Source organism: Desulfosarcina sp., from assembly GCF_046496365.1.
GTDB lineage: Bacteria > Desulfobacterota > Desulfobacteria > Desulfobacterales > Desulfosarcinaceae > Desulfosarcina.
The window spans coordinates 12666-33310 of the sequence record NZ_JAWOHB010000086.1 but is presented as its reverse complement, the minus strand read 5'-3'; the positions used below and the strand labels follow the sequence as shown (position 1 = coordinate 33310).

Genomic DNA, 20645 nt, shown 5'->3' with positions numbered 1-20645 from the left:
CGGATCGGCTGCCTGTATGCGCAGCCTGAAGATTGTGTGTGAAATCAGCCATCAACATTCTAAAAGGAGGCGTTAATGTCAAACATCCTTAAAACGATTGAGGCCAGGGATCCTGCTGAAAAAGAGTTTCAGCAGGCGGTGAACGAGGTCCTTGAATCGGTAAAACCGGTTCTTGACAGAAACCCGGAGTACCGCCACAGTGCTGTTCTCGAGAGGATCACCGAGCCCGAAAGAGTGATCATGTTCCGGGTTCCCTGGATGGATGATCAGGGGATGTCGATTGTCAACCGGGGATTCAGAATCGAAATGAACAGCGCCATCGGACCCTATAAAGGCGGGCTTCGCTTCCACCCCTCGGTGAATTTGAGCATCCTCAAGTTTCTGGCCTTTGAACAGGTGTTCAAAAATGCGTTGACAACCCTGTCCATGGGTGGTGGAGAAGGCGGTTCCGATTTCGATCCCAAGGGCAAGTCGGACAATGAGGTCATGCGGTTCTGCCAGAGTTTCATGGCGGAACTGTTTCGGCATATCGGGCCCAATACGGACGTTCCGGCAGGCGATATCGGCGTAGGCGCCAGAGAAATCGGTTTTCTGTTCGGCATGTATAAAAAGCTGCGCAACGAGTTCACCGGCGTACTCACCGGCAAGGGTCTGGGCTGGGGTGGAAGCCTGGTCAGACCTGAAGCAACCGGTTATGGTGTCGTCTATTTTGCATCGGAAATGCTGACCACGCACAATGATACCCTGGAGGGGAAAACCTGCCTGGTTTCGGGTTCAGGAAACGTGGCCCAGCATACCGTTGAAAAACTCATTGACATGGGCGGCAAAGTGGTCACCCTTTCAGACTCTTCCGGTTACATATTCGATGAGGAAGGGATCGACCGGGACAAGCTCGACTACGTAAAACGCCTCAAGAACCTGAGAAGAGGCAGAATCAGGGAGTACATCGACAAATACTCGGCAGCCGTTTACGTCGAAGTGGACTCAACCCTGGACTACAACCCGTTGTGGGACCACGCGGCCGACTGCGCCTTCCCCAGCGCCACCCAGAACGAAATCAACGCAAAAGACGCCGGCAACCTGGTCCGCAACGGAGTGACGCTGGTATGCGAGGGGGCCAACATGCCGTGCACGCCGGGCGCGATCGACAGTTTTCTGGACAAAAAAATACTGTATGCACCGGGGAAGGCGGCCAACGCCGGCGGTGTCGCTGTTTCCGGACTGGAAATGGCCCAGAACAGCATGCGCCTGAACTGGCCGCGCGAAGAGGTCAACGAGCGCCTCAAAATCATCATGCGAAGCATTCACCAGACTTGCCTGGATGCATCGGCGGAATACGGGGAACCGGGCAACTATTTCATCGGCGCCAACATTGCCGGGTTTGTCAAAGTGGTCAATGCAATGCTGGATCAGGGACTTGTCTAACAGGGGTTTTGCAAGGCGTGCGGCAGCGGGTACCCTGCCATCGTGGTCGGACGCACCGGGTGAAACCGTGTCTAAGACCGGCTGATCAAGCGCAGGGCCATGCATCTGGTGGCCGGGATTAAACATATCCCCGTGGTGGCGGCAGGCGGCATACCCGATGTGAAGAACCTGCTGGTGACCTTCGAGGGCACCCATTGCGCCACGAGCAGAGTGGCGTGTATCGGCGCCCTGGCGGGTTCTTCAGACCACCATCTGCAGCGCTGGGACATGACCACCCAGACGCGCCGGCACTGATGATCAGACCATCGAATTTTGGAAATGGCTTTGCCCCGGGTAAAAATGAAATCTAAATCCACCGACGACGCTTCACGCTCATCCCTCAAACCGCAGGCAAAATGGATGCCTGTAAATCCCGCCGGGCCTTTGCCGGTTTCTACCGCACCGAACGCCCTGACCGAACGGATCAAGGAGCTCAACTGCCTGTATGGCATTTCCAACCTTTTTGAAAACCAGGATGTATCTCTGTCATGGATCATGCAGCGTGCCGTTGAGCTGATTCCGGCGGCCTGGCAGTATCCTGAAATCGCCTCTGCACGTATCCGTTTGGACGGATGCGAATACGTCTCCGGGAATTTCAAAGCGACCCGTTGGCACCAGAACACGCAAATCATTTTAAACGGTGCACATGTCGGCGACGTGGATGTCTGTTATGTGCAAAAACCACCGCCGTGTCATGATGGACCATTTCTGGAAGAAGAAGACCGCCTGCTGAGAGCAATTGGCGAACGGTTGAGTAAAGTGCTGTGGCTTAAGCGCTCAGAAGAGGCGCTGAAAGAAAGCGAATCGCGCTATCGGGTGCTTACCGAGCAGGTCGCCGAAGGTGTCGCACTGGTTCAAGATAATCACTTTTGCTACGTCAATCCGGCTTTTTGCCGGATATTCAACATCCCTTCGGCCGAGAAGATGGACGACAGACCGGTGCACCATCCCCCTGCGGGGGAAGCAGGTGACATGGCCAGACTCTTTGGGTCAGTGGGTGACGGTATCATTGAAACCAAGGTCGAGCAGGTCCATCAGATTACCCGATCCGACAAGACCTATTGGATCCAGGTCTGCCACAGTCCGATCACTTTCCGGGGCCGAGCGGCGCTGTTGTCAACCTTTAAGGATATCACCGAGATCAAAGAACAGCAGATGGCCGCACAGCGAATGGCCGACCTGCTGGACAGTGAAAACCGGGTCTTGCGGTCCTCGTTGAAAGAACGATATCGTCTCGGCGATATCCTTGGCCGCTCGCCGGCCATGCAGGCAGTTTACGAGCTTATTTTGAAAGCGGCCGCAACGGAAGCCAGTGTCGCCATATTTGGGGAATCCGGTTCCGGCAAAGAGTTGGTGGCACATGCCATCCACGAACACAGCCACAGAAATAAGGAGCGGTTTGTCGCAGTGAACTGTGGAGCCATCCAGGAGACCCTGTTCGAACGTGAGTTTTTCGGGCACCGCAAAGGGTCGTTTTCAGGTGCCCATGCGGATTCTCCAGGCTATCTGGATATGGCCGACCGGGGGACTTTGTTTCTTGATGAAGTCGGCGAGTTGACCGTCAATATGCAGGCCAAGCTATTGAGAGCAATCGAAGGCGGGGGCTACCGGCCCGTCGGCAGCACGGAGATCAGTTTGGCTGACTTTCGTATTATATCGGCCTCCAACACTGCCTTGGATGATAAGGTCAGCAGCGGCCGCATGCGCAATGATTTTTTCTATCGTGTCCAGGTGATCCGAATCCAATTGCCCCCGTTGCGGCAACGCAAACAGGATATCCCTCTGCTGGTGGAGCACTTCTTGCGCAAGCTGAAAGTCCCTTCCGATAGAGGGTGGGTCCCCGGTCATATCATGGACACACTGAACGGGTACCACTGGCCCGGCAACGTTCGCGAGCTGCGAAATGTCCTGCAGCGATATGTAACCCTTGGACACCTGGAGTTTCTTTCGCCAGATTCAACAATGAAATCGACACCCCTGGCAACTGAATTGAACCTTCGGGAAGCTGCCCAGCAACTGGAACAATCCCTCATCTCAAAGGCGTTGCGCCAGACGGGTGGTAATCGCACCCGGGCTGCCGCCTTGCTGGGCATATCCCGTCGAGCGCTTTTTCGGAAAACACCGCCGACATAAGTGCCAAAACGCCCGTATTGGGCGATTGCGCCCACAATCAATTTATTATCGATAACAATGGGATAGACCCTGTGCACTTTAGAAAACTGAGGCTTCAGCCGGTGTTCGTCAAAAAAGGAGATTGCCGATATTGCACGCGTGATTTTCCCTGGTTATTGACCACACGCTCAGAAAGCAAATGCCCGCCTACCTCCCCAACTCTCTGCCGCAAGAGAACCGTGGTCCCTGCCCGTCTGCTTACGAAGCAAATGACCAAGATCAGTTAACACCCGGCCCAGATCCCCGGCGCCAAACGGTTTATGCAGGATAGTATTGACTCCCGCCTCCAATGCAGCCACGTTGTCCTGAGTTTCGTTCTGGGTTGTCACCATGACGATGGGTAGAATGCGCTTGTCGAAATGGCGGCGCACTTCCCGGATGAGCTCGATTCCGTTGATGTGGGGCATGTTGAGGTCAGTGAAGATCAGATCCGGTGTGTCGGATTTAACGGCCTTGAGCGCTTCGGCTGGGAATTGGAAGAGTTTCGAATCGCAGCCCAGGCTGTGCAAAATCCCCCGGTAGACGTTCAGGATCATCTTTGAATCGTCCACCACAAAAACCTTCAGGGACGGTTTTTCCACGCTGCCGGCATGATCGGTGACTTCGGACGCCAGGTTGGCATGGCCGTTTGTCTCCATCAGCCGGACAAAATAGGTACGGAGATCCGGATGGGCCCTCCGGCTCAAAAAATCCACAGCGCAGAGCTGAAAGGGCGCTTCTTCCAGAAGATTCAGAAAAATCGTCTCGCAGCCGGCATTGAGCACCGTTTCGGTGACCTGCCTCGCCTCCCTATCCCCGGAGCGGATGAGGTTTTTCAGTCCCGCCGCCAGCATGGGGTTGTAATTGCGATTGATGGCACCCGCAGCGGCCGCCCGCACGTTTTCCACCGGGTCGGATAAACCCTGGGCCAGGGCAACGGCCCCCTTTTCCACCGGCAGGAGTCCCAAAGCCTCAAAAGCGGCAAAGCGCACATTGGGGTCTCTGGGTTCGTTGTGCAGCAGTTTGCGGATGGGTACAATTGCGCTCTCATCCCCGCTCTCTCCCAACACATTCAAGGTGTGGATAAGCAGATCCGGATTGTCGTGGAGCAGATTACGGATCAGGATCGGAACGGCTTTGCCGCCCAAATCCCGAAGGCGTTGTTTGGCCGCATTGCGCAGATGAGCGTAGTGGGAGGCGAGCGCTTCGTTGAGCCGCTCAATGGCCTCGGTGCTCTGGTCGGCAGCAAACACGTCCAGAATCATGATATCCAGATCCGAATCGGCCCCCAGCTTTTCCGCCAGCCGCTGGAAGGCCGTGGGGGTGGCCAGCCGCCCCAGGGCAGAGATGGCGGCGATGGTCAGCTCCAGGCTTCCGGAGTACAAATATTCAGATATGGGAGTGATGGCCGCCGTATGACCGATCCTTCCCAGTGCTGCAATCACCGCTTTGATGACAGTCTGGTCCGCATCCTCGTTGAGAATGCCAATGAGCTGAGCGGCCGCACCCTCCAGACGGATCTCACCGGCCACCTCCACCAGGACCACACGGTTCTCCCGCTTGCGCTCACGGGTAAGCATGGATAAAAGCAGATCCGGATGGTACAGGGATTTGGCGTACAGGATCTCTTTGAACTGGGGATGGCTCAGGGCCAGGCCCCTGTGTTCGGCGATCAGATTGACAATCAGCGGAATCGCAAAAGCGTCATCGGACCGATTCAGCTCAAACAGGGCCATCTTGCAGGCGTCGCCATCGACGGCACCGATTTTGGAAAGCACCAGCTTGGCTTTGATCACATCCTTCTGACGAATATCGAAGCGCAGTTCTTCAATAAAATCTCCGGCATTTATCTTCGGCATGCTCAACGTGCCCCTTGTCTACCCACCTTCTACTTGGACTGCAGCGTTCACAGTTTTTGGATGATTGCATTTTCGGTTGTCTCGCCGGTAACACGGACAAGGATATTATCGCCGCTTTGAACGGATACTTGATCCTTCACCTGGCCGGAACGGAAAAATTATGTTACATGCGCAGGCTGACGAAAAGCAGACAGGACTTTTCCATGATCCGACCGGATACCGTTCGCCGAAAATTGCTGCAATGGTACAGCACCCATCAGCGCCGCCTGCCCTGGCGGACAACCTCGGACCCCTATGCCATATGGGTCTCGGAAGTGATGCTTCAACAGACCCAGGTGGCCACCGCCATACCCTATTACCTGCGTTTTATGGACCGCTTCCCCACGCCCGCGCACCTGGCCGCTGCCGATATTCAGGAGGTGCTCAAGCTGTGGGAAGGCCTGGGATACTACTCCCGTGCGCGCAACCTGCACCGGGCGGCCGGCATGGTGACGGTTGCATTCAACGGCCAGGTGCCCGATGATCCGGAAACTTTCAAGTCCCTGCCCGGCGTGGGGGATTACATCGCCGCCGCTGTGCTGAGCATCGCTTTCGGCCGGGTGCTTGCGGTGGTCGACGGCAACGTCAAACGGGTGCTGGCACGCCTGCTGGAGATTGACACCCCGGTGAACCGCAGCGGTTCCCACAAGGTTTTCAAAGTGCCGGCCATGGATCTCATCTGCCCGAAACAGCCGGCAGACTTCAACCAGGCCATGATGGAACTGGGCGCCTTGATCTGCCGCCCGAAAAAACCCGATTGCCGATCCTGCCCCCTTGCCCACCTTTGCCGGGCAAACCGGCACCGCCAGACGGAGGCGTACCCAAAACGTGATGCATCCCGAAAAATTCCCCATCGGCATGTCGCCATCGCCGTGATCCGCAAAAAGGGAAAAATGCTGCTGGTCCGGAGGCCGATGGAGGGATTTTTGGGGGGGCTGTGGGAATTTCCCTCAGTCCCGGCCAGTGCGGGACAAACGGACAATCGGGGTTTTAAGGATTTGATTGCGGGTGAAACCGGCCTGGAGATCGCAGTGGACCGGCGGCTGACCCGGATTCGGCATGCCTATACGCATTTCACACTCACCGGCGATGTCTACCTGTGCCAGCATGTGTCCGGCAGTGTTCATTTGAAGAGCGCCCAAGCCCACCAGTGGCTTGCCCTCGGTTCATTGACGCGCCTGCCCCTGCATAAGGCCAACCATAAGTTTCTGGCTGCCCTGACGGAAGCGCTGGCCGAGGCAGAGGATGAAGTCCGGGGGGCCGCTTCGCCATGAATGGTCGGCGCCGGGCATTCCGCGCCTTTGCGCTGCTGCAAGCGCAATACGACTACAGGTTTGAGAGCGCAGTCCTGGCGCCACCCGGTTGGTCCAGCACACCACGGATGGTGTGGGAGAGTTCCTGGACCGTAGCCGGTTTCATTACAAGTGCACGGATCCCCAATGATGCCGCCAACTCCGGAGACATTCGCTTGCTGAATCCTGTACAGATGATAATGGGAATGTCGGGTCGGTGAATTAAAATCTGGGCCGCCAGCTGATCGCCGGTCATACCAGGCATCGTCATATCGGTGATCACCAGATCGAAGCCGTCCGGCCTGGCCTTGAACATCTCCAGGGCCTGGGGGGCACTGGTGGTTCCGACGGTATCATAGCCAAGGTCCTTAAGCATCTCAACGCCAAATTCGACCAATAAATTCTCGTCGTCAACAAAGAGGATGCGCTCGGTTCCCCGGGGATATGCCGCAGGTTGGTTGACCGCCGCCTCAGCCGGATTCTCCAGAACCGGGAAGAGCACACGAAATACCGAGCCTTCCCCTGCCACGCTCTCGACAAAAATCCGTCCGCCATGGTCGCTGACGATGCCGTGCGCCGTCGCCAGCCCCATGCCGGTCCCCTCCCCCACCGCCTTGGTGGTAAAGTAAGGTTCGAAAATCCGATCTAACAATGATTTTTCCATGCCGGTGCCCGTGTCCCGGACCGAAAGCTGCAGGTAGCGGCCAGATTGCAGGCCATCCCCGGAAGCTTCCGAATTCTCTTCCATCAGAAAATCCTCCAGGGTCACGGTCAACTGCCCCCCCTTTATTTCCATGGCGTGGGCCGCGTTGGTACACAGATTCATCACCACTTGATGAATCTGGGTCTGATCGGCCATAACGGTTCCCAGGTTGGAGGGAATCTTCTGCGCGATTTCAATGGTGGAGGGAATGGAGGCGCGCAGCAGTTTGACCACCTCCTTGAGCACAATGGCGATATCGCAGGGCACCTTCTGGGATTTGCCCTGCCGGGTAAAGGTAAGAATCTGCTCCACCAGACCTTTGGCCCGTTCACTGGCCTTGAAAATGTTGCCCACATAACCCTGGACCCGGGGGTCATTTTCGGTATGCATCTGGGTGAGCTGGGCATATCCGAGAATCGCCCCGAGGATGTTATTAAAATCATGGGCGATGCCGCCGGCCAGGGTGCCAATGGCCTCCATTTTCTGGGCCTGCTGAAGCTTCAACTCCAGGTGTTCTCGTTCGGCTTCCGATTTTTTCCTGTCGCTGGTGTCGATGATGATTCCCACCATGGTTTCCGGGCGGCCATCCTTGTCGAACCGAACCGCCTTGGCCTTGGTATGAAACCACTTGCACTGGCCCTGCCCGGATTGCAGCTCGAACTCATGATCGAACACCGGGGCGTAACCGGCCACATGCCGGTTGTATTTTTGCATCAGGAGCTCCCATGTCTCCGGAGAGGTTCTTTCGCGGATGAATCTGAATCCCTCGACCTGCTCCTGCCGGCCAAATCCCAACAGGCTATAGATGCGCTCGTCAACCCGAAATGCGCCGGATTTCAAATCCAGCTGCCAGATTCCGGCACCGCTCACATCCAGTGCCAGCAGAAGGCGGTCTTCACTCTCCAGGCGGGCGGATTCCATCTGGCGCTGCTCGGTGATGTCCCGGGCGATCCCCTGAGTGCCAACAAAGACCTTGACCCCGGACTCGCCGGAGACGTAAAGCCCCTCTGCATCCACCAGGAAAACAGGATCCCGCTGCACCGCCGACGCAGCATCCGTTTTCCGGCCACTGTAGTCGCCAAAAGCATGGATGGCCAGGCGCTTGGTGCTGAGACTGCCGGTGCGCCGCTCGTTGATCCGGTCCCTGGCGTTATCTTTGTCATCTGCATGGATAAAATCAAGAAAAGGCCGCCCGATCAGTTCGTCGGGGGTCACCCCATAACGCCGTATCGCATCACTGACAAAGGTGAATCGGCCCATGGTATCGAGCCGGTAGATCACATCGGGTGTCGAGCGGATAATCGAATTTAACTCCTCCTGGGAGTTTAACAGTGCGGATTCTGCGTCGCGATGTTCGAGAATTTCGCTCTCCAGGCGTTGCTTCAAGGCCTGAAAGGATCGCTCACGGCGTTGAATCCGGTCGGCCATGGTGTTGAAGCGGGTAACGATGGTCCTGATTTCCGCCTGAGGTGCCTCAAGATCGATAAACTCGCATTCCCCCCGGGATATCTGCTCGGTACGCTGGATCAGTTGATTCAATGGGGCGATGAGATATACGTTCAGCACGATCCGCAGGGTTATCCACAGCACCAGGATCACGGCTGCAAGGGTGATCATGCTGAACCCCATGAGCCGGCGTTGTTTCTCCACCAGAGCATTGTCGAAAAACGAATTGCAGATTTTTTTAATTCCCTCCTCGTCGATATTCCGGATGGGAAGTTCAAGGGAAACTTGCAGGCAGTCGCTGAAGGCTTTGAGGGTTCCGGCGCGTGCATCCTTCTCCTTGTGGGACAGATAGCCGTATGCCAGGGAGACGATCATGACAAAAACAACAGCCGCGACGATCAGGATATTCACGATCAGATCGCGGTACAAAGTCCGTTGGGAACGGCTTCCGGATTGGCTCCAGAGATGAAGCGCAGCCTTTTTGGAATCAGCCGACGGCATGGCAGTGACAGTTCCTTTTTATCCTGAATGAGCGGGTGCGATCAATTTGAGTGCCTGATCCGATGAGACTTATCGGCAGGTAAGGGGCGCAACGATAGTTTTTTTAGCCGACATGGGGAGTTGAGGTAGGACCCGGAAAATACTAGTTGCCGCCATATCCGCATCCCGCCGACGGGCGAGAAGACGCAGAAACCGACCGGGCATTTATGATCCGGGTAATAATTGGTGTGATCGGCCGGGCCGTGGACCAGATCCGGGAAACGGCTACCGAGAAAACAAATCCCAGGATAAATCCCGCCAAACCGAAGATGACGCTCTGACCGCTGCCGGCGGCATCAACCCCGCCGGACATTAAAGCACCCATGAAGGCGCCGGTCATCATCCCGAATACCGGAACAAGGTAGAGCACCGCCATGCGGGACAGGAGGGCACCGGATTCCACCGTCAGCGTCACCCGGTCCCCCACAGCCGCACCGACCGGGTTGAATGCCGGCATCTTTTCGGTCCGGGCTGCGCGTCCGCCGTGGCACTGGGAAACGGCCCCGCAGCTGCCGCACCCCTGGCCCTTTTCAGCCACCACCATGGCCCGGCCGTCCTTGCCGGTCTCTACCACAAGAGCGATTGTCTGTGCCATCGTCCACCTCCTGCGGCCCTGGCCGTAAAGTTTTTGTCAAGGTTGCGGCTGCAACCACCGCCTAGCAGACCTTTAATTGCTGCATCAGTGCATCCACATCTGTGACCGGCAGCCGGCAGGCTCCATTCTGGCACACATAGGCCGCAGCCCTGCCGCCGACGGCGGTTTTTCCCTGGAACAGGGGCGAGCGCCGGGACAATTGCAAGGCAGCTGATTCAGTTAGGATCATTACCAGACTGCCGGGTAAATATTCGGACCGCAGCCGTTCAAAGAAAATTGCGGCTCCAGGGTCCGCCGGGGTGACGACGATCACCTGATGGGGCGGGTGCACAAAATCGTCCACTACCTGGAGCATTTCGCCGAAAGCGGACGGATTGGCGTCCATGACGATTGAAAAGGCGCGCAAACCCTGTTGCGCCCGTTGCAGATAGGATGGATCGGGAATCAACGTGCTCAGGCGCAGCAGATTTTTCAGGGCCACGGCGTTGCCCGATGGCAGGGCGCCGTCAAGGGACGGCTTTTCGCGGGCAATGAGTGTCTCGTGATCGTGGGCGGTCATGAAAAACCCACCGTCATCAACATCCGCAAACTGTTCTATCAAGGTCTGGTGCAGTTCAACGGCATGTTCCAGCCAGTGCAGGTCGACGGTTGCTTCGAAAAGGTCCAGCAGCGCGGCAATCAAAAACGCATGGTCATCGAGAAACCCGTTGCCACCGACGGCACCGTCTTTGAAAGTTCGTTTGAGCCGGCCGCCGACAACCATCTTATCCAAAACAAAGCTCGCCGCCCGCCTGGCCCGGTCGAGATAGGATGAATCGTCTGTGGCGAACCCAGCACGGGCGAATGCAGAGATCATCAACCCGTTCCATGCGGCAAGGATCTTGTCGTCGCACAGCGGCGCCGGACGTTTTTGACGGTGTGCATAGAGCGACGCATTGATCCGGTCCATCTTTGAAGTGAGCTGCTCGGTCGACAGGTTAAGGGTTGAAGCCAGCTTGCCGAGCTCACGGGGCTGGAATAAAACACTTCTCCCCTCGAAGTTGCCGCCTGCTTCGACGCCGTACACCGTTGCCGCAATGCGGGCATCCGCGACCCCAAGCGCATCGTCAAGTTCCGCTTGCGTCCATGTGAAAAACCAGCCTTCCTCGCGGTCGCCCGAGGGTGTCGGGCTGTCTGCATCGGTGGCGGAGAAAAAGCCCCCCCCCGGAGCGGTCATTTCACGAGCCACGTAGTCCAGGGTTTTTATGGCCACCTGCCTGAATCGGGAATTACCGGTGGCCTGCCAACCCTCGATGTAAACCGGCACCAGCAGCGCGTTGTCGTAGAGCATTTTTTCAAAGTGAGGAACCAGCCATTCTGCATCGGTGGAATAACGGTGAAATCCACCGCCAACCTGATCGTTCAGACCGCCGGCAGCCATCTTCTCCAGGGTCAGGGAGGCCATGTTCAGGCTTTCCGGATCACCGCCGCGCCAATGGTGCCTCAACAAGAGCCGAATCGGCATTGAACTGGGAAACTTGGGCGCCCCGGCGATGCCGCCATGCAGGTTGTCAAAGCGGGCTTTGCTGGCCGCGACAGCACGATCCAGTAATCGCACCGAGGGTGGCCCGGTTCCGGCGACCGGCGCCAGCATCTGCTGAATCGCCTTGGAGAGCTCGCCAGCCGAATGGTCCACCAGTTTGCGTTGCCCGTCATAGCCCTGGCGTATCTTTTTCAGCAGCGTAAGGAACCCCGCGACTGAACCCCGGTCCCCGTCCCGGGCAGGAAAATAGGTCCCCCCGTAAAACGGTTTACGGTCTGGGGTCAACCATACCGTCATGGGCCATCCGCCTCGGCCGGTAATGGTCTGGACGGCACTCATGTAAACGGCATCTACGTCAGGCCGCTCTTCACGATCAACTTTGACGGCAATGTAGCTGGCGTTGATAAAACCGGCGATCTCCTCGTCTTCGAAAGACTCCTCTTCCATGACGTGGCACCAGTGGCAGGTAGCGTATCCCACGGACAGCAGCACAGGCCGGTCCAGGCGCCGGGCGGCGTCGAACGCCTCATCCCCCCAGGCGTACCAGTCCACCGGATTGTGGGCATGCTGCAGGAGGTAGGGACTCGATTCGAGAAACAGCCGGTTGGTGTATACAGGCCGGCCCTGACCGTCGAGATGGCGGGTTCTGGGGCGATAGGCCTCGCCCCGCCGTTGGGCCATCGACCGGAATTCATTCTCAAGGGTCATGGTGTCACCTCCGGGATCGAAAAGGCCTGAGCTAATGCACCAGGGGATAGTTTTCCCGTGACCAGCCAATCACGCCCCGGTCAAGATGATAGGCTCGCGGGAACCTCAATTTTTCGAAAATAGCGAGGCTCCTGCCACTGCGGTTGCCGCTGCGGCAGTAAATCAGATAAGTTTTATCCTTGTCTAAGGCCTTGAGCCGTTCCACGAAATCGCTGGCATAATAATCCAGCAATAAAGCCCCTTGGATGTGTCCATCCGCGAACTCTCTGGGCGTGCGGATGTCCAGCAGCACGACATCCGGGTTGTCCCGATGCTGGTCGAGCAACGCCTTGAACTGGCGCGGAGAAATGGTCTGCATGGCCGCCCTGTCTGTCGATGCCATGCACGCGGATGCGCTGATCCACAAGATCAACAGCGCAGCAATCCATATCGATCGTCTTGGATACATCGTTCGGCCCTCAAGTAGATCACCACCAGTATTTGACGCATGTCCAGATGGATTACCTCGGACAAATATACCACAATGTGCTGAAGGTAAGGACCGATTCGGGTTTTTCAATGGATCGCACCATGCGTATTGAGGTCAAAATTGAAGCCAATCGGAATCGGGCGATCTATATTTTATTTATCTCGACCTATATCCGGCAGGTCCGGATGTCGGTGACGATGATCCCCTTGGCGCCGATTTTACTCAGGCTGTCCATAATGGGGTTCACATCCCGCTTCTTTGACATGGATTTGACGGCCACCCACCCTTTTTTACTCAGCGGGGAGACCGTGGGGGCTTCGATGCCCGGTGTGATGACACAGGCCATCTCCAGCATGGTCTCAGGGATATCGTACTCGACCATCACGTATTCCCGGGCCACGACGATGCCACGGATCCGGTCCAGAAACGTGAGCACCGTATCCTGCCGCTCGAGGTTCCGGGGGCAGGCCACCAGGACTGCTTCACTGTGCAGCAGCGGCGGTCCAACCACCTTGAGACCGGCCGCCTGGAGGGTCCGCCCGGTCTGAACCACATCGGCGATGGCATCGGCAACCCCTAAACGGATGGAAATTTCAACAGCCCCGTCCAGGCGGATGACCGTCGCCTTAACGCCCCGCTGCTTCAGGTCAGCACCGACCAATCGGGGATATGAGGTGGCAATGCGTTTCCCGGAAAATTGGTCCGGATCCAGATCCGTATCCGCCGGCACAGCATAGTGGAAATCAGATCGGCCAAATCCCAGCGGCAGCAGTTCAACCACATCCGCCCCGCTGTCCAGGGCCAGGTCGCGGCCGGTCACGCCCATCTCCAAGATGCCTGTGCTCACATAGATGGCGATGTCCCGGGGACGCAGAAAAACGAACTCCACCTGGTTGGCATTGTCCAATACGATGAGTTCGCGGCTGTATCGACGGCAGTTATAGCCGGCCTCGCGGATCAACTGCACGGCCTCTTCGGAGAGGGATCCCTTGTTGGGCAGGGCTATTTTTAACATGACAATGCGTTTCCTTTTAAGGCCATCGGCTCGACACGAGGCAAAAGTTACCCATTATGCCTCTGATGTGTTGGCGGCGCATGAGCGGTCAAGAGATATCTACAGGTGGCGGTAGACATCTTCCAGATCCAGATCACAGGCGATCATCATCACCTGAATGTGGTAGAGCAGTTGGGAAACCTCCTCTGCGGTGCGATCACGACCTTCGTGCTCGGCGGCCATCCACACCTCGCAGGCCTCTTCGATCACTTTCTTGCCAATGGCGTGAATGCCTTCTTCCAGTTGCCGAACGGTTCCCGAACGGGGATCTTTGCGCACGGCCTTGTCCTTGAGTTCGCTAAACAGGGCTTCAAATGATTTCATCGCAGGGGGCATTCCTTGAGCGCGCTGTCGCCCGCCCTGGATCAACATGCGCGGCGGGGGGGTTGGGGTTGATCTTCATGATCTTTATTTTTGGCCTCCATTAACAGAAAAAACGACTTCCCACAATGGTTTCGGAACCGACCCGGCGGGTGACACCTGCGTGTGGGGTAAAGAATCTGCAATAAAAAGGAGGGGCGGCTCTGCTTCTGTGGGGTAGTTTAGCAGAGCCGCCGAGGGCAGAGGGATTGAGTAGTACTTATGGGGTTGATCAGAATATAATCCGATCGGTTTGTCCTGTCAAGGATAAATTACCACAATGTGGTAATTATTTTTGAGGCCCGCTTGCGGCACCCGATGTCGCCATGAGTTCAATAGCATCCCCACAGGCGATCTCGCCCCCCCGGAGCACCCGGGCGAAGACCCCTTCCCGGGGCATGATGCAGTCCCCGGCCTGGTAGTAAATGGCGCAGGGTTTGTGGCAGGTCTTGCCGATCTGGGAGATTTCGACGATGACATCCGTCCCCAGCTTCACCTGCGTTCCCACAGGCAGATGCGGCCAGTCAACGCCGACGGTGGCCACGTTTTCGGCAAAATCGCCGAAGTCCACATCCAGCCCTTTTTCCCGTGCCCCCTGAATGCTTTCCGCTGCCAGGAAACTGACCTGCCGGTGCCAGGGACCGGCATGGGCATCGCCTTCCAAGCCATGATTTTCAACGACGGTGGCCCGGCCCACAAGGGTTTTCCGGGTACCTTTTTTCCGGCTGACGGCAATGGATACAATTTTCACGGTGCCTCCTTGGCGATAAGAAAAAGGCCATACGTGGCGAACAGATCCGGCAGGAACCGAACGATCCGACCGGAGCGATCCTCCCGGTCGGTATTGATACCCACCTCTTTTTTAATCCTGAAACCCACCTGCCGGGCATATCGCCTGAAGTCGGACAGCGTGATCACCCGGATGTTGGGGGTATCGTGCCACTGGTAGGGCAGCTGGGGCGTTACCGGTGCGTGTCCCGTCGACGCCAGCATCAGCCTCACCCGCCAGTGGCTGAAGTTGGGAAAGCTCACCACGCTCTGCCGTCCGATGCGCAGCATCTCCCGGATCAACGGCGCCGGGTCGTATATCTGCTGCAGCGTCTGGGCCAGGATCACGAAATCGAAGGCAGCGTCCGGATAGTCCCGGACCTCTTCGTTGATGTCTCCCTGCAGCACGGTCAATCCCCGTTCAATGCAGCGCGCCACGCAGCCCTCATCGATGTCAATGCCGGTACAAACCGCATTTTTACGGTTTTTCAGATAACCAAGCAGCGCCCCGTCCCCGCAACCCAGACCCAACACCCGGGCCCCCTGGGGAATCCAGGAGGCCACCAGCTGAAGGTCGTATCGAATGCCGTTATCCGACCGCTTCACCGTCCAGGAATCCTTTCATGATACCGGCCAGGCGGTCGCTGGGCAGCAGGAAGGCGTCGTGACCCCACTGGGCCCCAATTTCGCAGAAGCTCACCGCCAGACCGTTCTTTTTCATGGCTTTGACCATGGCTCGTGACTGGTAGGTCGGATAGAGCCAGTCCGAGGTAAAGGAGAGTACCAGAAACCTGGCCCGGGCGCTGGAAAAGGCCGCTACCGCCGACCCGTTGCCGAAATGCCGCTCGAGGTCGAAGTAATCCGCCGCTTTGGTGATGTAGAGAAACGCGTTGGCATCAAAGCGGTCCACAAATTTTCGGCCCTGGTAGCGCAGATAGCTCTCGACCTGAAAATCCGCATCGAAATTGAATGAGAAATCGGCCTTATCCTGAAGCCGCCGACCGAACTTGAGCCGCATGGATTCGTCCGAAAGATAGGTGATGTGTCCGATCATGCGGGCCACGGCCAGGCCCAGGTCCGGCTTCTTCCCGTCGTAGTAATCGCCGCCGTTCCAGTTGGGATCGGCCATGATCGCCTGCCTGGCCACCTCGTTGAAGGCAATCGCCAGGGCGCTGTGCCGGGTGGTGGTGGCCAGCAGCACAGCGGACGCAACCATGTCCGGATAGCGTACGCTCCACTCCAGCGCCTGCATGCCGCCGACGGATCCACCGATCACGGCATGCAGCCGCCGAACCCCCAGATAGTCCATGAGATGTTTTTGAGCGGCCACCATATCTCCGATGGTGACCACGGGGAAACTCAGCGCGTAGGGCTTGGACGTGGCCGGGTTGATGGATGCGGGGCCGGTCGACCCCATGCAGCTGCCCAGGATGTTCGAACAGATCACGAAATAACGGTCCGTATCGATCCCCTTTCCCGGCCCGACCATAAAATCCCACCAGCCAGGCTTGTCGTCGCTGTCGGTGTAGGTGCCGGCAACATGGGCATCCCCGGAGAGGGCGTGCACAATGAGAATCGCATTGGTCCCGTCTGCATTGAGGCGGCCGCAGGTTTCAAAAGCAATCGCCACCGGCCCGATGGTGGTGCCACAGGCCAGCGTCATGGGTGCCGGTGGGTGGGCAAACGTGAATGTCCGCTTTTCTACCCGTCCTACCGAGGCCCCTTGTTGATCGTGCTGGATGTATTCACTCATAGTCGGTCAGGGTCAGGACGGCCTTGAACACATCACAGGTGCGGCACAGCTCCATCTTCTGCTGCCAGGAATCGTGGACCGTTCCGTCGCAAATGGTGCCGTTGATGAACCAGCACAGGTCACCGCTGGAGAACTCCCAGGCCGGGCATTGTTCGCGCTGCTCCAAAGGACAGGCGCGCGCGTCCCAGCATGTCTGAAGGCCGTTATCGCCTAACAATTTGCGGCTGAGCAGAAAATAGAGCTGCCGCTCCACATGTACGGGAATGGTTCGCCAGCCCTGCTCATAGCTGTGGATTGCCTTGATGGAAGTGCCCAAAAGCTGGGACATCTGTTTCTGGGTTTTATCCAGCTTTTTCCGCAGTGCGCTGAACTCTTTTGCTTGCATGGCTTTTCGTCTCTGATTCCATTTTCATGAGTAGCTGCCGCCGACAGGTCTTTTCCATTGCGGTGAATAAGGCCACAAGCAACAAGATGTCCCCAACCCGATGAAATTAGGAAACTAACCTATCGAATTTACGAGAATAAAATCATCTCTGCCCACATCTGTCACATCGTGGTATAAAAGTCAACGCTTTTAACCGAGACAGGACGGTCGCGATCAGACCACATCCTGCTTGATATCGATCCCGAACCGCTTCATCCGCTTCCAGACGGTCACCCGGCTGACACCCAGCATTTTGGCTGCTTTGGATTGATTGCCGTCGGCCTTCCGCAGCACCTGTATGAGGGTTTCCCGATCCTTGACGCACCCAGGGTCCAGTTCACAGGTTTCCTTTGGGTCGAGCATACCGTGAACCATCTTGTGGGGCAGATGCTGAACGCCGATGCCCCCGCTCTGGCAGAGGACGAAGGCGTACTCGATGGCATTGCGCAATTCGCGGACATTGCCCGGCCAGGCGTAATCCATAAGGGTTTCAAGGGCGTCGGGAGTCAGACCGATGATCTTTTTGCCGCTGTTCACCGCATTGCGACGGATGAAACTCTGGGCGATCAGTGGGATGTCTTCCCGGCGCTCGCACAAGGGAGGGCAGTGCAGAGGAAAGACGTTGATCCGAAAATAAAGATCCTCGCGGAACAGGCCCTTTTCGATCAGGGCGTCCAGATTCTTGTGGGTCGCGGTAATCACCCTGACATCCACGGGGATAGACCGATTATCCCCCACCCGTTCGATCTTGCGGTCCTCCAGCACACGCAGCAGCTTGATCTGGATGGCCGGGGGGATGTCACCGATCTCGTCCAGAAAGATGGTACCTTGATGGGCGGCTTCAAAACGGCCCACGCGCGTACGATCCGCACCGGTATAAGCCCCCTTGACATGACCGAAGAGTTCGCTTTCCAGCAGGTTTTCGTTCAAGGCCGCACAATTGACCTTGACGTAGGGCTTGTCGCTGCGTCCGCTGGCCCGGTGGATGGCCCGGGCCACCAGTTCCTTGCCGCTGCCACTCTCGCCTTGGATCATCACCGGTGTGTCGGACTGGGCCACATTTTCGATCATCTCATAGAGGTTCAGCATCGCCGGGGACTTGCCCAGGATGCCGTGGTAGCCCTCGTCCAGGTGAAAGGTCTTGCGCAGGCTGACGATCTCCTGCTGCTGGCGGATCCGTTCGGTGATGTCGGTCAGCGTCTCGACGGCACCGATGATTTCGCCCTTTTCGTTGCGCAGCACCGAGGCACTCTTGATGATATGCACCGAATGGCGGTCCTTGTTGGTGATCAGGCACTTCTTCTCCTTGATGGCACCCCGGCTGAAAAGACCGCACCACTGCGTGCCGGCACCCTTCCCGATGATTTTGCATCCGGTACAATTTAATATTCGGCAGGACTTGCCGATCAGTTCATCGGCTGTGTAGCCGGTCACCCGCTCTGCGGCCGGATTGGCTGCAATAATTCGACCCATCGGATCCACAACCATCAACCCGTCCTGCAGGGTGTCCACAATGGTTTTCCAGTATTTGGCAATATCCATGAATCCCCCACTAACTTGTTAACCCTGTCAAGGCAACATGCTAACCTGTTAACTTAACATCTGTTAACTTAAACGCTTCGACGCCATTTTGCAAGCATAATTCAATCCCTATCTTTTACATTTATAATCAATAAGATAAAAATTTTCGCGCCCTATCCGAGCACCTGGCATACCGGTTGCTATATTCAGGTTTGATCAAGCAATGCATCGGCAGCCGTTAACACGTTCCCCAAGGAGAAGAGATGGACAATCAAGGATGGATGCGAACTGCCCTGGCCACGGTGACAGGAATCGTCTTTTTGTTGAGCCTGAGCTTGCCCGGAATCGTTGCGGCCGATGATGACGTCAAACTTTTGAAACAACGCCTGGAGCAGATGTCGAAGGAGATGGAATCGGTCCAGAAAAAGCTGGAGGACCTGGAAAAGAACAACCAGACCAAGGAAGAAGAGATCGGGGAAATCGACACGCGGCTCAACCAGGCCGAACTGCATACGGCCACCGACAAGGTCTCCTTCGGCGTGGAGCTTCGCACCCGAGCCGATACGCTCCAATACAAAGATATTCAGGTGGCCCCCAGTTCCTTGGTGGGCGGATTCTTCGTGGATTATCCCAACGGGTTCAACAATGCCACCCTGCCCCAGATCCAGCAGGCAATCGGCAATATGGCCGCAAGCGGGATGATCCCCCCCACCGAAAAATATGACGCCACCAACGACATCATCCTGACCAACAAGTTCCGGCTGAACATGAATGCCAAGGTCAACGACCAATTGAGCTTCACTGGCCGCCTGGCGGCCTACAAAGTTTTTGGTGACAGCACCGAGGTCAAAGTCAACCAGGGCAGCCTGGGAGACGTCACCCTGGACGGCAACACGTCCAGCCTGCCCCACGGGGACACCATCCGCCTGGAGCGGGCCTACTTCAACTATAAAAAGGACCTGGGGCGCGTGCCCACCAACTTCTCCCTGGGGCGACGGCCCTCCACCGACGGGCCGCCCCTGGAGTACCTGAACAACAGCCTCGAAGGCGGTTCGCCCCTGGCCACGATCATCAACTGGCAGTTCGACGGCGCCTCCTACAACCTCGGGCTTGAAGATGTCTCCGGTATTCCCGGGGCAGCCTTCAAGATGTGCTACGGGGTGGGCTTCGAAGGCGACTGGGGCAACACCTATGCCCTGGGTAACCAGCAGCCCGATGTGGATGACGTGCACATGTTCGGCGTTATCGCCACCCTGTTCGACAACGACTCGACCAGTGCCGTGCTCAACTGGGCCCATGCCTGGGACATCACCGACGGGTTCACCGGTTTGACCGTCATGCCATTCATCGTCAACGAGAATGCCGACGGCACCTTCGCCTTTGAACAGAATACCGGCGGCTACATTTCACGGCTGCAGCCGACGACTGAAATCGGTGACTGGGATGCCGCCTCCCTGCTGCTGCGGACCAACCTCACCGAGCGGTTCGACAAGGACATCGACCTGTTCCTGTCCGGTTCATGGAGCCACACCCGACCGTCCCGGACATCGGACAACCCCTTCTATAAAATCATGGGCATGGGCCTGCTCAACTCCAACGGTGAGCTGGAGGATCGCGACGGCTACATGATCTACCTGGGTGCGGTCTTCCCCATGCCCTGGGATGCCAAGTTCGGCCTGGAATACAACTACGGCTCCCAGTACTGGTTCAACTTCACCGGTGCCGAAGACTCCCTGGTGGGCAGCAAGCTGGCCGTGCGGGGCAGTGTCTACGAAGGCTACTGGCACCAGCCCATCTTCAACGACAACTTCTTCGCCACCATCGGGGTGAGATACTACGATTATGAGTACACCGGCAGCGGCAATCCCATGGGCGAGCCCATGAAGATCGCCGCGCTCAGTTCACTCAATGCCCTAAATCCGGTAATCGACGAAGTCTGGGATGGCTATATCTCCCTGACCTTCCGTTACTAGCCGT

16 protein-coding genes and 1 pseudogene are annotated in these 20645 nt (G+C 57.1%); 5 read left to right on the top strand and 12 right to left on the bottom strand.

What is annotated here, in order from left to right; all coding sequences use genetic code 11:
* The first annotated feature begins 75 nt into the window (after positions 1–75).
* The 3 genes from gdhA (at position 76) to R6V78_RS07155 (ending at position 3597) form a co-directional block, all read left to right on the top strand.
* On the top strand, positions 76–1425 hold the full coding sequence (gene gdhA, locus R6V78_RS07165; RefSeq protein ID WP_410288652.1) for an NADP-specific glutamate dehydrogenase: 1350 nt from the start codon (positions 76–78) through the stop codon (positions 1423–1425).
* A gap of 99 nt (positions 1426–1524) precedes the next feature.
* Complete coding sequence (locus R6V78_RS07160; RefSeq protein ID WP_410288651.1) at positions 1525–1719, top strand: hypothetical protein; 195 nt, start codon at positions 1525–1527, stop codon at positions 1717–1719.
* A 105-nt stretch (positions 1720–1824) separates the two neighbouring features.
* The gene (locus R6V78_RS07155) at positions 1825–3597 is read left to right on the top strand and encodes a sigma-54 interaction domain-containing protein (RefSeq protein ID WP_410288650.1); all 1773 of its coding nucleotides are present in this window, start codon (positions 1825–1827) and stop codon (positions 3595–3597) included.
* A 167-nt stretch (positions 3598–3764) separates the two neighbouring features.
* Here the strand turns inward: R6V78_RS07155 and R6V78_RS07150 are convergent, their stop codons facing one another.
* Entirely contained in the window at positions 3765–5474 is a 1710-nt protein-coding gene (locus tag R6V78_RS07150) for a response regulator (protein WP_410288649.1), read from the bottom strand.
* Between the two features lie 203 nt (positions 5475–5677).
* Here R6V78_RS07150 and mutY point away from each other — a divergent pair, with 203 nt between their 5' ends.
* Entirely contained in the window at positions 5678–6787 is a 1110-nt protein-coding gene (gene mutY, locus R6V78_RS07145; protein ID WP_410288648.1) for an A/G-specific adenine glycosylase, read from the top strand.
* A 52-nt stretch (positions 6788–6839) separates the two neighbouring features.
* Here the strand turns inward: mutY and R6V78_RS07140 are convergent, their stop codons facing one another.
* The 11 genes and pseudogenes from R6V78_RS07140 to R6V78_RS07090 form a co-directional block, all read right to left on the bottom strand.
* On the bottom strand, positions 6840–9455 hold the full coding sequence (locus R6V78_RS07140) for an ATP-binding protein (RefSeq protein ID WP_410288647.1): 2616 nt from the start codon (positions 9453–9455) through the stop codon (positions 6840–6842).
* 142 nt (positions 9456–9597) lie between these two features.
* Positions 9598–10089, bottom strand: a complete 492-nt coding sequence (locus R6V78_RS07135) for a SoxR reducing system RseC family protein (protein ID WP_410288646.1) — start codon at positions 10087–10089, stop codon at positions 9598–9600.
* A 1699-nt stretch (positions 10090–11788) separates the two neighbouring features.
* Positions 11789–12292, bottom strand: a pseudogene (locus R6V78_RS07130) (thioredoxin domain-containing protein); the annotation flags it as partial.
* A gap of 58 nt (positions 12293–12350) precedes the next feature.
* On the bottom strand, positions 12351–12767 hold the full coding sequence (locus tag R6V78_RS07125) for a rhodanese-like domain-containing protein (RefSeq protein ID WP_410288645.1): 417 nt from the start codon (positions 12765–12767) through the stop codon (positions 12351–12353).
* Between the two features lie 187 nt (positions 12768–12954).
* On the bottom strand, positions 12955–13803 hold the full coding sequence (gene hisG, locus R6V78_RS07120) for an ATP phosphoribosyltransferase (protein WP_410288644.1): 849 nt from the start codon (positions 13801–13803) through the stop codon (positions 12955–12957).
* A 99-nt stretch (positions 13804–13902) separates the two neighbouring features.
* Positions 13903–14166 (bottom strand): phosphoribosyl-ATP diphosphatase, encoded by a 264-nt coding sequence (locus R6V78_RS07115; protein ID WP_410288643.1) that lies wholly within the window; start codon positions 14164–14166, stop codon positions 13903–13905.
* A gap of 325 nt (positions 14167–14491) precedes the next feature.
* Positions 14492–14953 carry an MOSC domain-containing protein gene (locus R6V78_RS07110; protein WP_410288642.1) on the bottom strand — a complete coding sequence of 154 codons (462 nt, stop codon included), beginning with the start codon at positions 14951–14953 and terminating at the stop codon, positions 14492–14494.
* Positions 14950–15576 (bottom strand): methionine biosynthesis protein MetW, encoded by a 627-nt coding sequence (gene metW / locus R6V78_RS07105; RefSeq protein WP_410288641.1) that lies wholly within the window; start codon positions 15574–15576, stop codon positions 14950–14952. Before metW ends, R6V78_RS07110 begins: the two co-directional genes overlap by 4 nt.
* The gene (locus R6V78_RS07100) at positions 15560–16723 is read right to left on the bottom strand and encodes a homoserine O-acetyltransferase (protein WP_410288640.1); all 1164 of its coding nucleotides are present in this window, start codon (positions 16721–16723) and stop codon (positions 15560–15562) included. Before R6V78_RS07100 ends, metW begins: the two co-directional genes overlap by 17 nt.
* Positions 16716–17108 carry a helix-turn-helix domain-containing protein gene (locus R6V78_RS07095; RefSeq protein ID WP_410288639.1) on the bottom strand — a complete coding sequence of 131 codons (393 nt, stop codon included), beginning with the start codon at positions 17106–17108 and terminating at the stop codon, positions 16716–16718. Before R6V78_RS07095 ends, R6V78_RS07100 begins: the two co-directional genes overlap by 8 nt.
* A gap of 213 nt (positions 17109–17321) precedes the next feature.
* Positions 17322–18689, bottom strand: coding sequence for a sigma-54 interaction domain-containing protein (locus tag R6V78_RS07090; protein ID WP_410288638.1), 1368 nt, complete (start codon positions 18687–18689; stop codon positions 17322–17324).
* A 242-nt stretch (positions 18690–18931) separates the two neighbouring features.
* On the opposite strand from R6V78_RS07090, the gene R6V78_RS07085 reads away from it, so the two are divergent.
* On the top strand, positions 18932–20641 hold the full coding sequence (locus R6V78_RS07085) for a DUF3373 family protein (RefSeq protein WP_410288637.1): 1710 nt from the start codon (positions 18932–18934) through the stop codon (positions 20639–20641).
* The last annotated feature ends 4 nt before the right edge of the window (positions 20642–20645 follow it).

Coding starts and splice junctions, on each gene's coding strand:
- R6V78_RS07115 (WP_410288643.1), bottom strand. CDS start 14,166: ATGAAATCATTTGAAGCCCTGTTTAGCGAACTCAAGGACAAGGCCGTG.
- R6V78_RS07100 (WP_410288640.1), bottom strand. CDS start 16,723: ATGAGTGAATACATCCAGCACGATCAACAAGGGGCCTCGGTAGGACGG.
- hisG (WP_410288644.1), bottom strand. CDS start 13,803: ATGTTAAAAATAGCCCTGCCCAACAAGGGATCCCTCTCCGAAGAGGCC.
- R6V78_RS07095 (WP_410288639.1), bottom strand. CDS start 17,108: ATGCAAGCAAAAGAGTTCAGCGCACTGCGGAAAAAGCTGGATAAAACC.
- R6V78_RS07150 (WP_410288649.1), bottom strand. CDS start 5,474: ATGCCGAAGATAAATGCCGGAGATTTTATTGAAGAACTGCGCTTCGAT.
- R6V78_RS07160 (WP_410288651.1), top strand. CDS start 1,525: ATGCATCTGGTGGCCGGGATTAAACATATCCCCGTGGTGGCGGCAGGC.
- mutY (WP_410288648.1), top strand. CDS start 5,678: ATGATCCGACCGGATACCGTTCGCCGAAAATTGCTGCAATGGTACAGC.
- R6V78_RS07140 (WP_410288647.1), bottom strand. CDS start 9,455: ATGCCGTCGGCTGATTCCAAAAAGGCTGCGCTTCATCTCTGGAGCCAA.
- R6V78_RS07125 (WP_410288645.1), bottom strand. CDS start 12,767: ATGTATCCAAGACGATCGATATGGATTGCTGCGCTGTTGATCTTGTGG.
- gdhA (WP_410288652.1), top strand. CDS start 76: ATGTCAAACATCCTTAAAACGATTGAGGCCAGGGATCCTGCTGAAAAA.
- R6V78_RS07155 (WP_410288650.1), top strand. CDS start 1,825: ATGCCTGTAAATCCCGCCGGGCCTTTGCCGGTTTCTACCGCACCGAAC.
- R6V78_RS07135 (WP_410288646.1), bottom strand. CDS start 10,089: ATGGCACAGACAATCGCTCTTGTGGTAGAGACCGGCAAGGACGGCCGG.
- R6V78_RS07085 (WP_410288637.1), top strand. CDS start 18,932: ATGGACAATCAAGGATGGATGCGAACTGCCCTGGCCACGGTGACAGGA.
- R6V78_RS07090 (WP_410288638.1), bottom strand. CDS start 18,689: ATGGATATTGCCAAATACTGGAAAACCATTGTGGACACCCTGCAGGAC.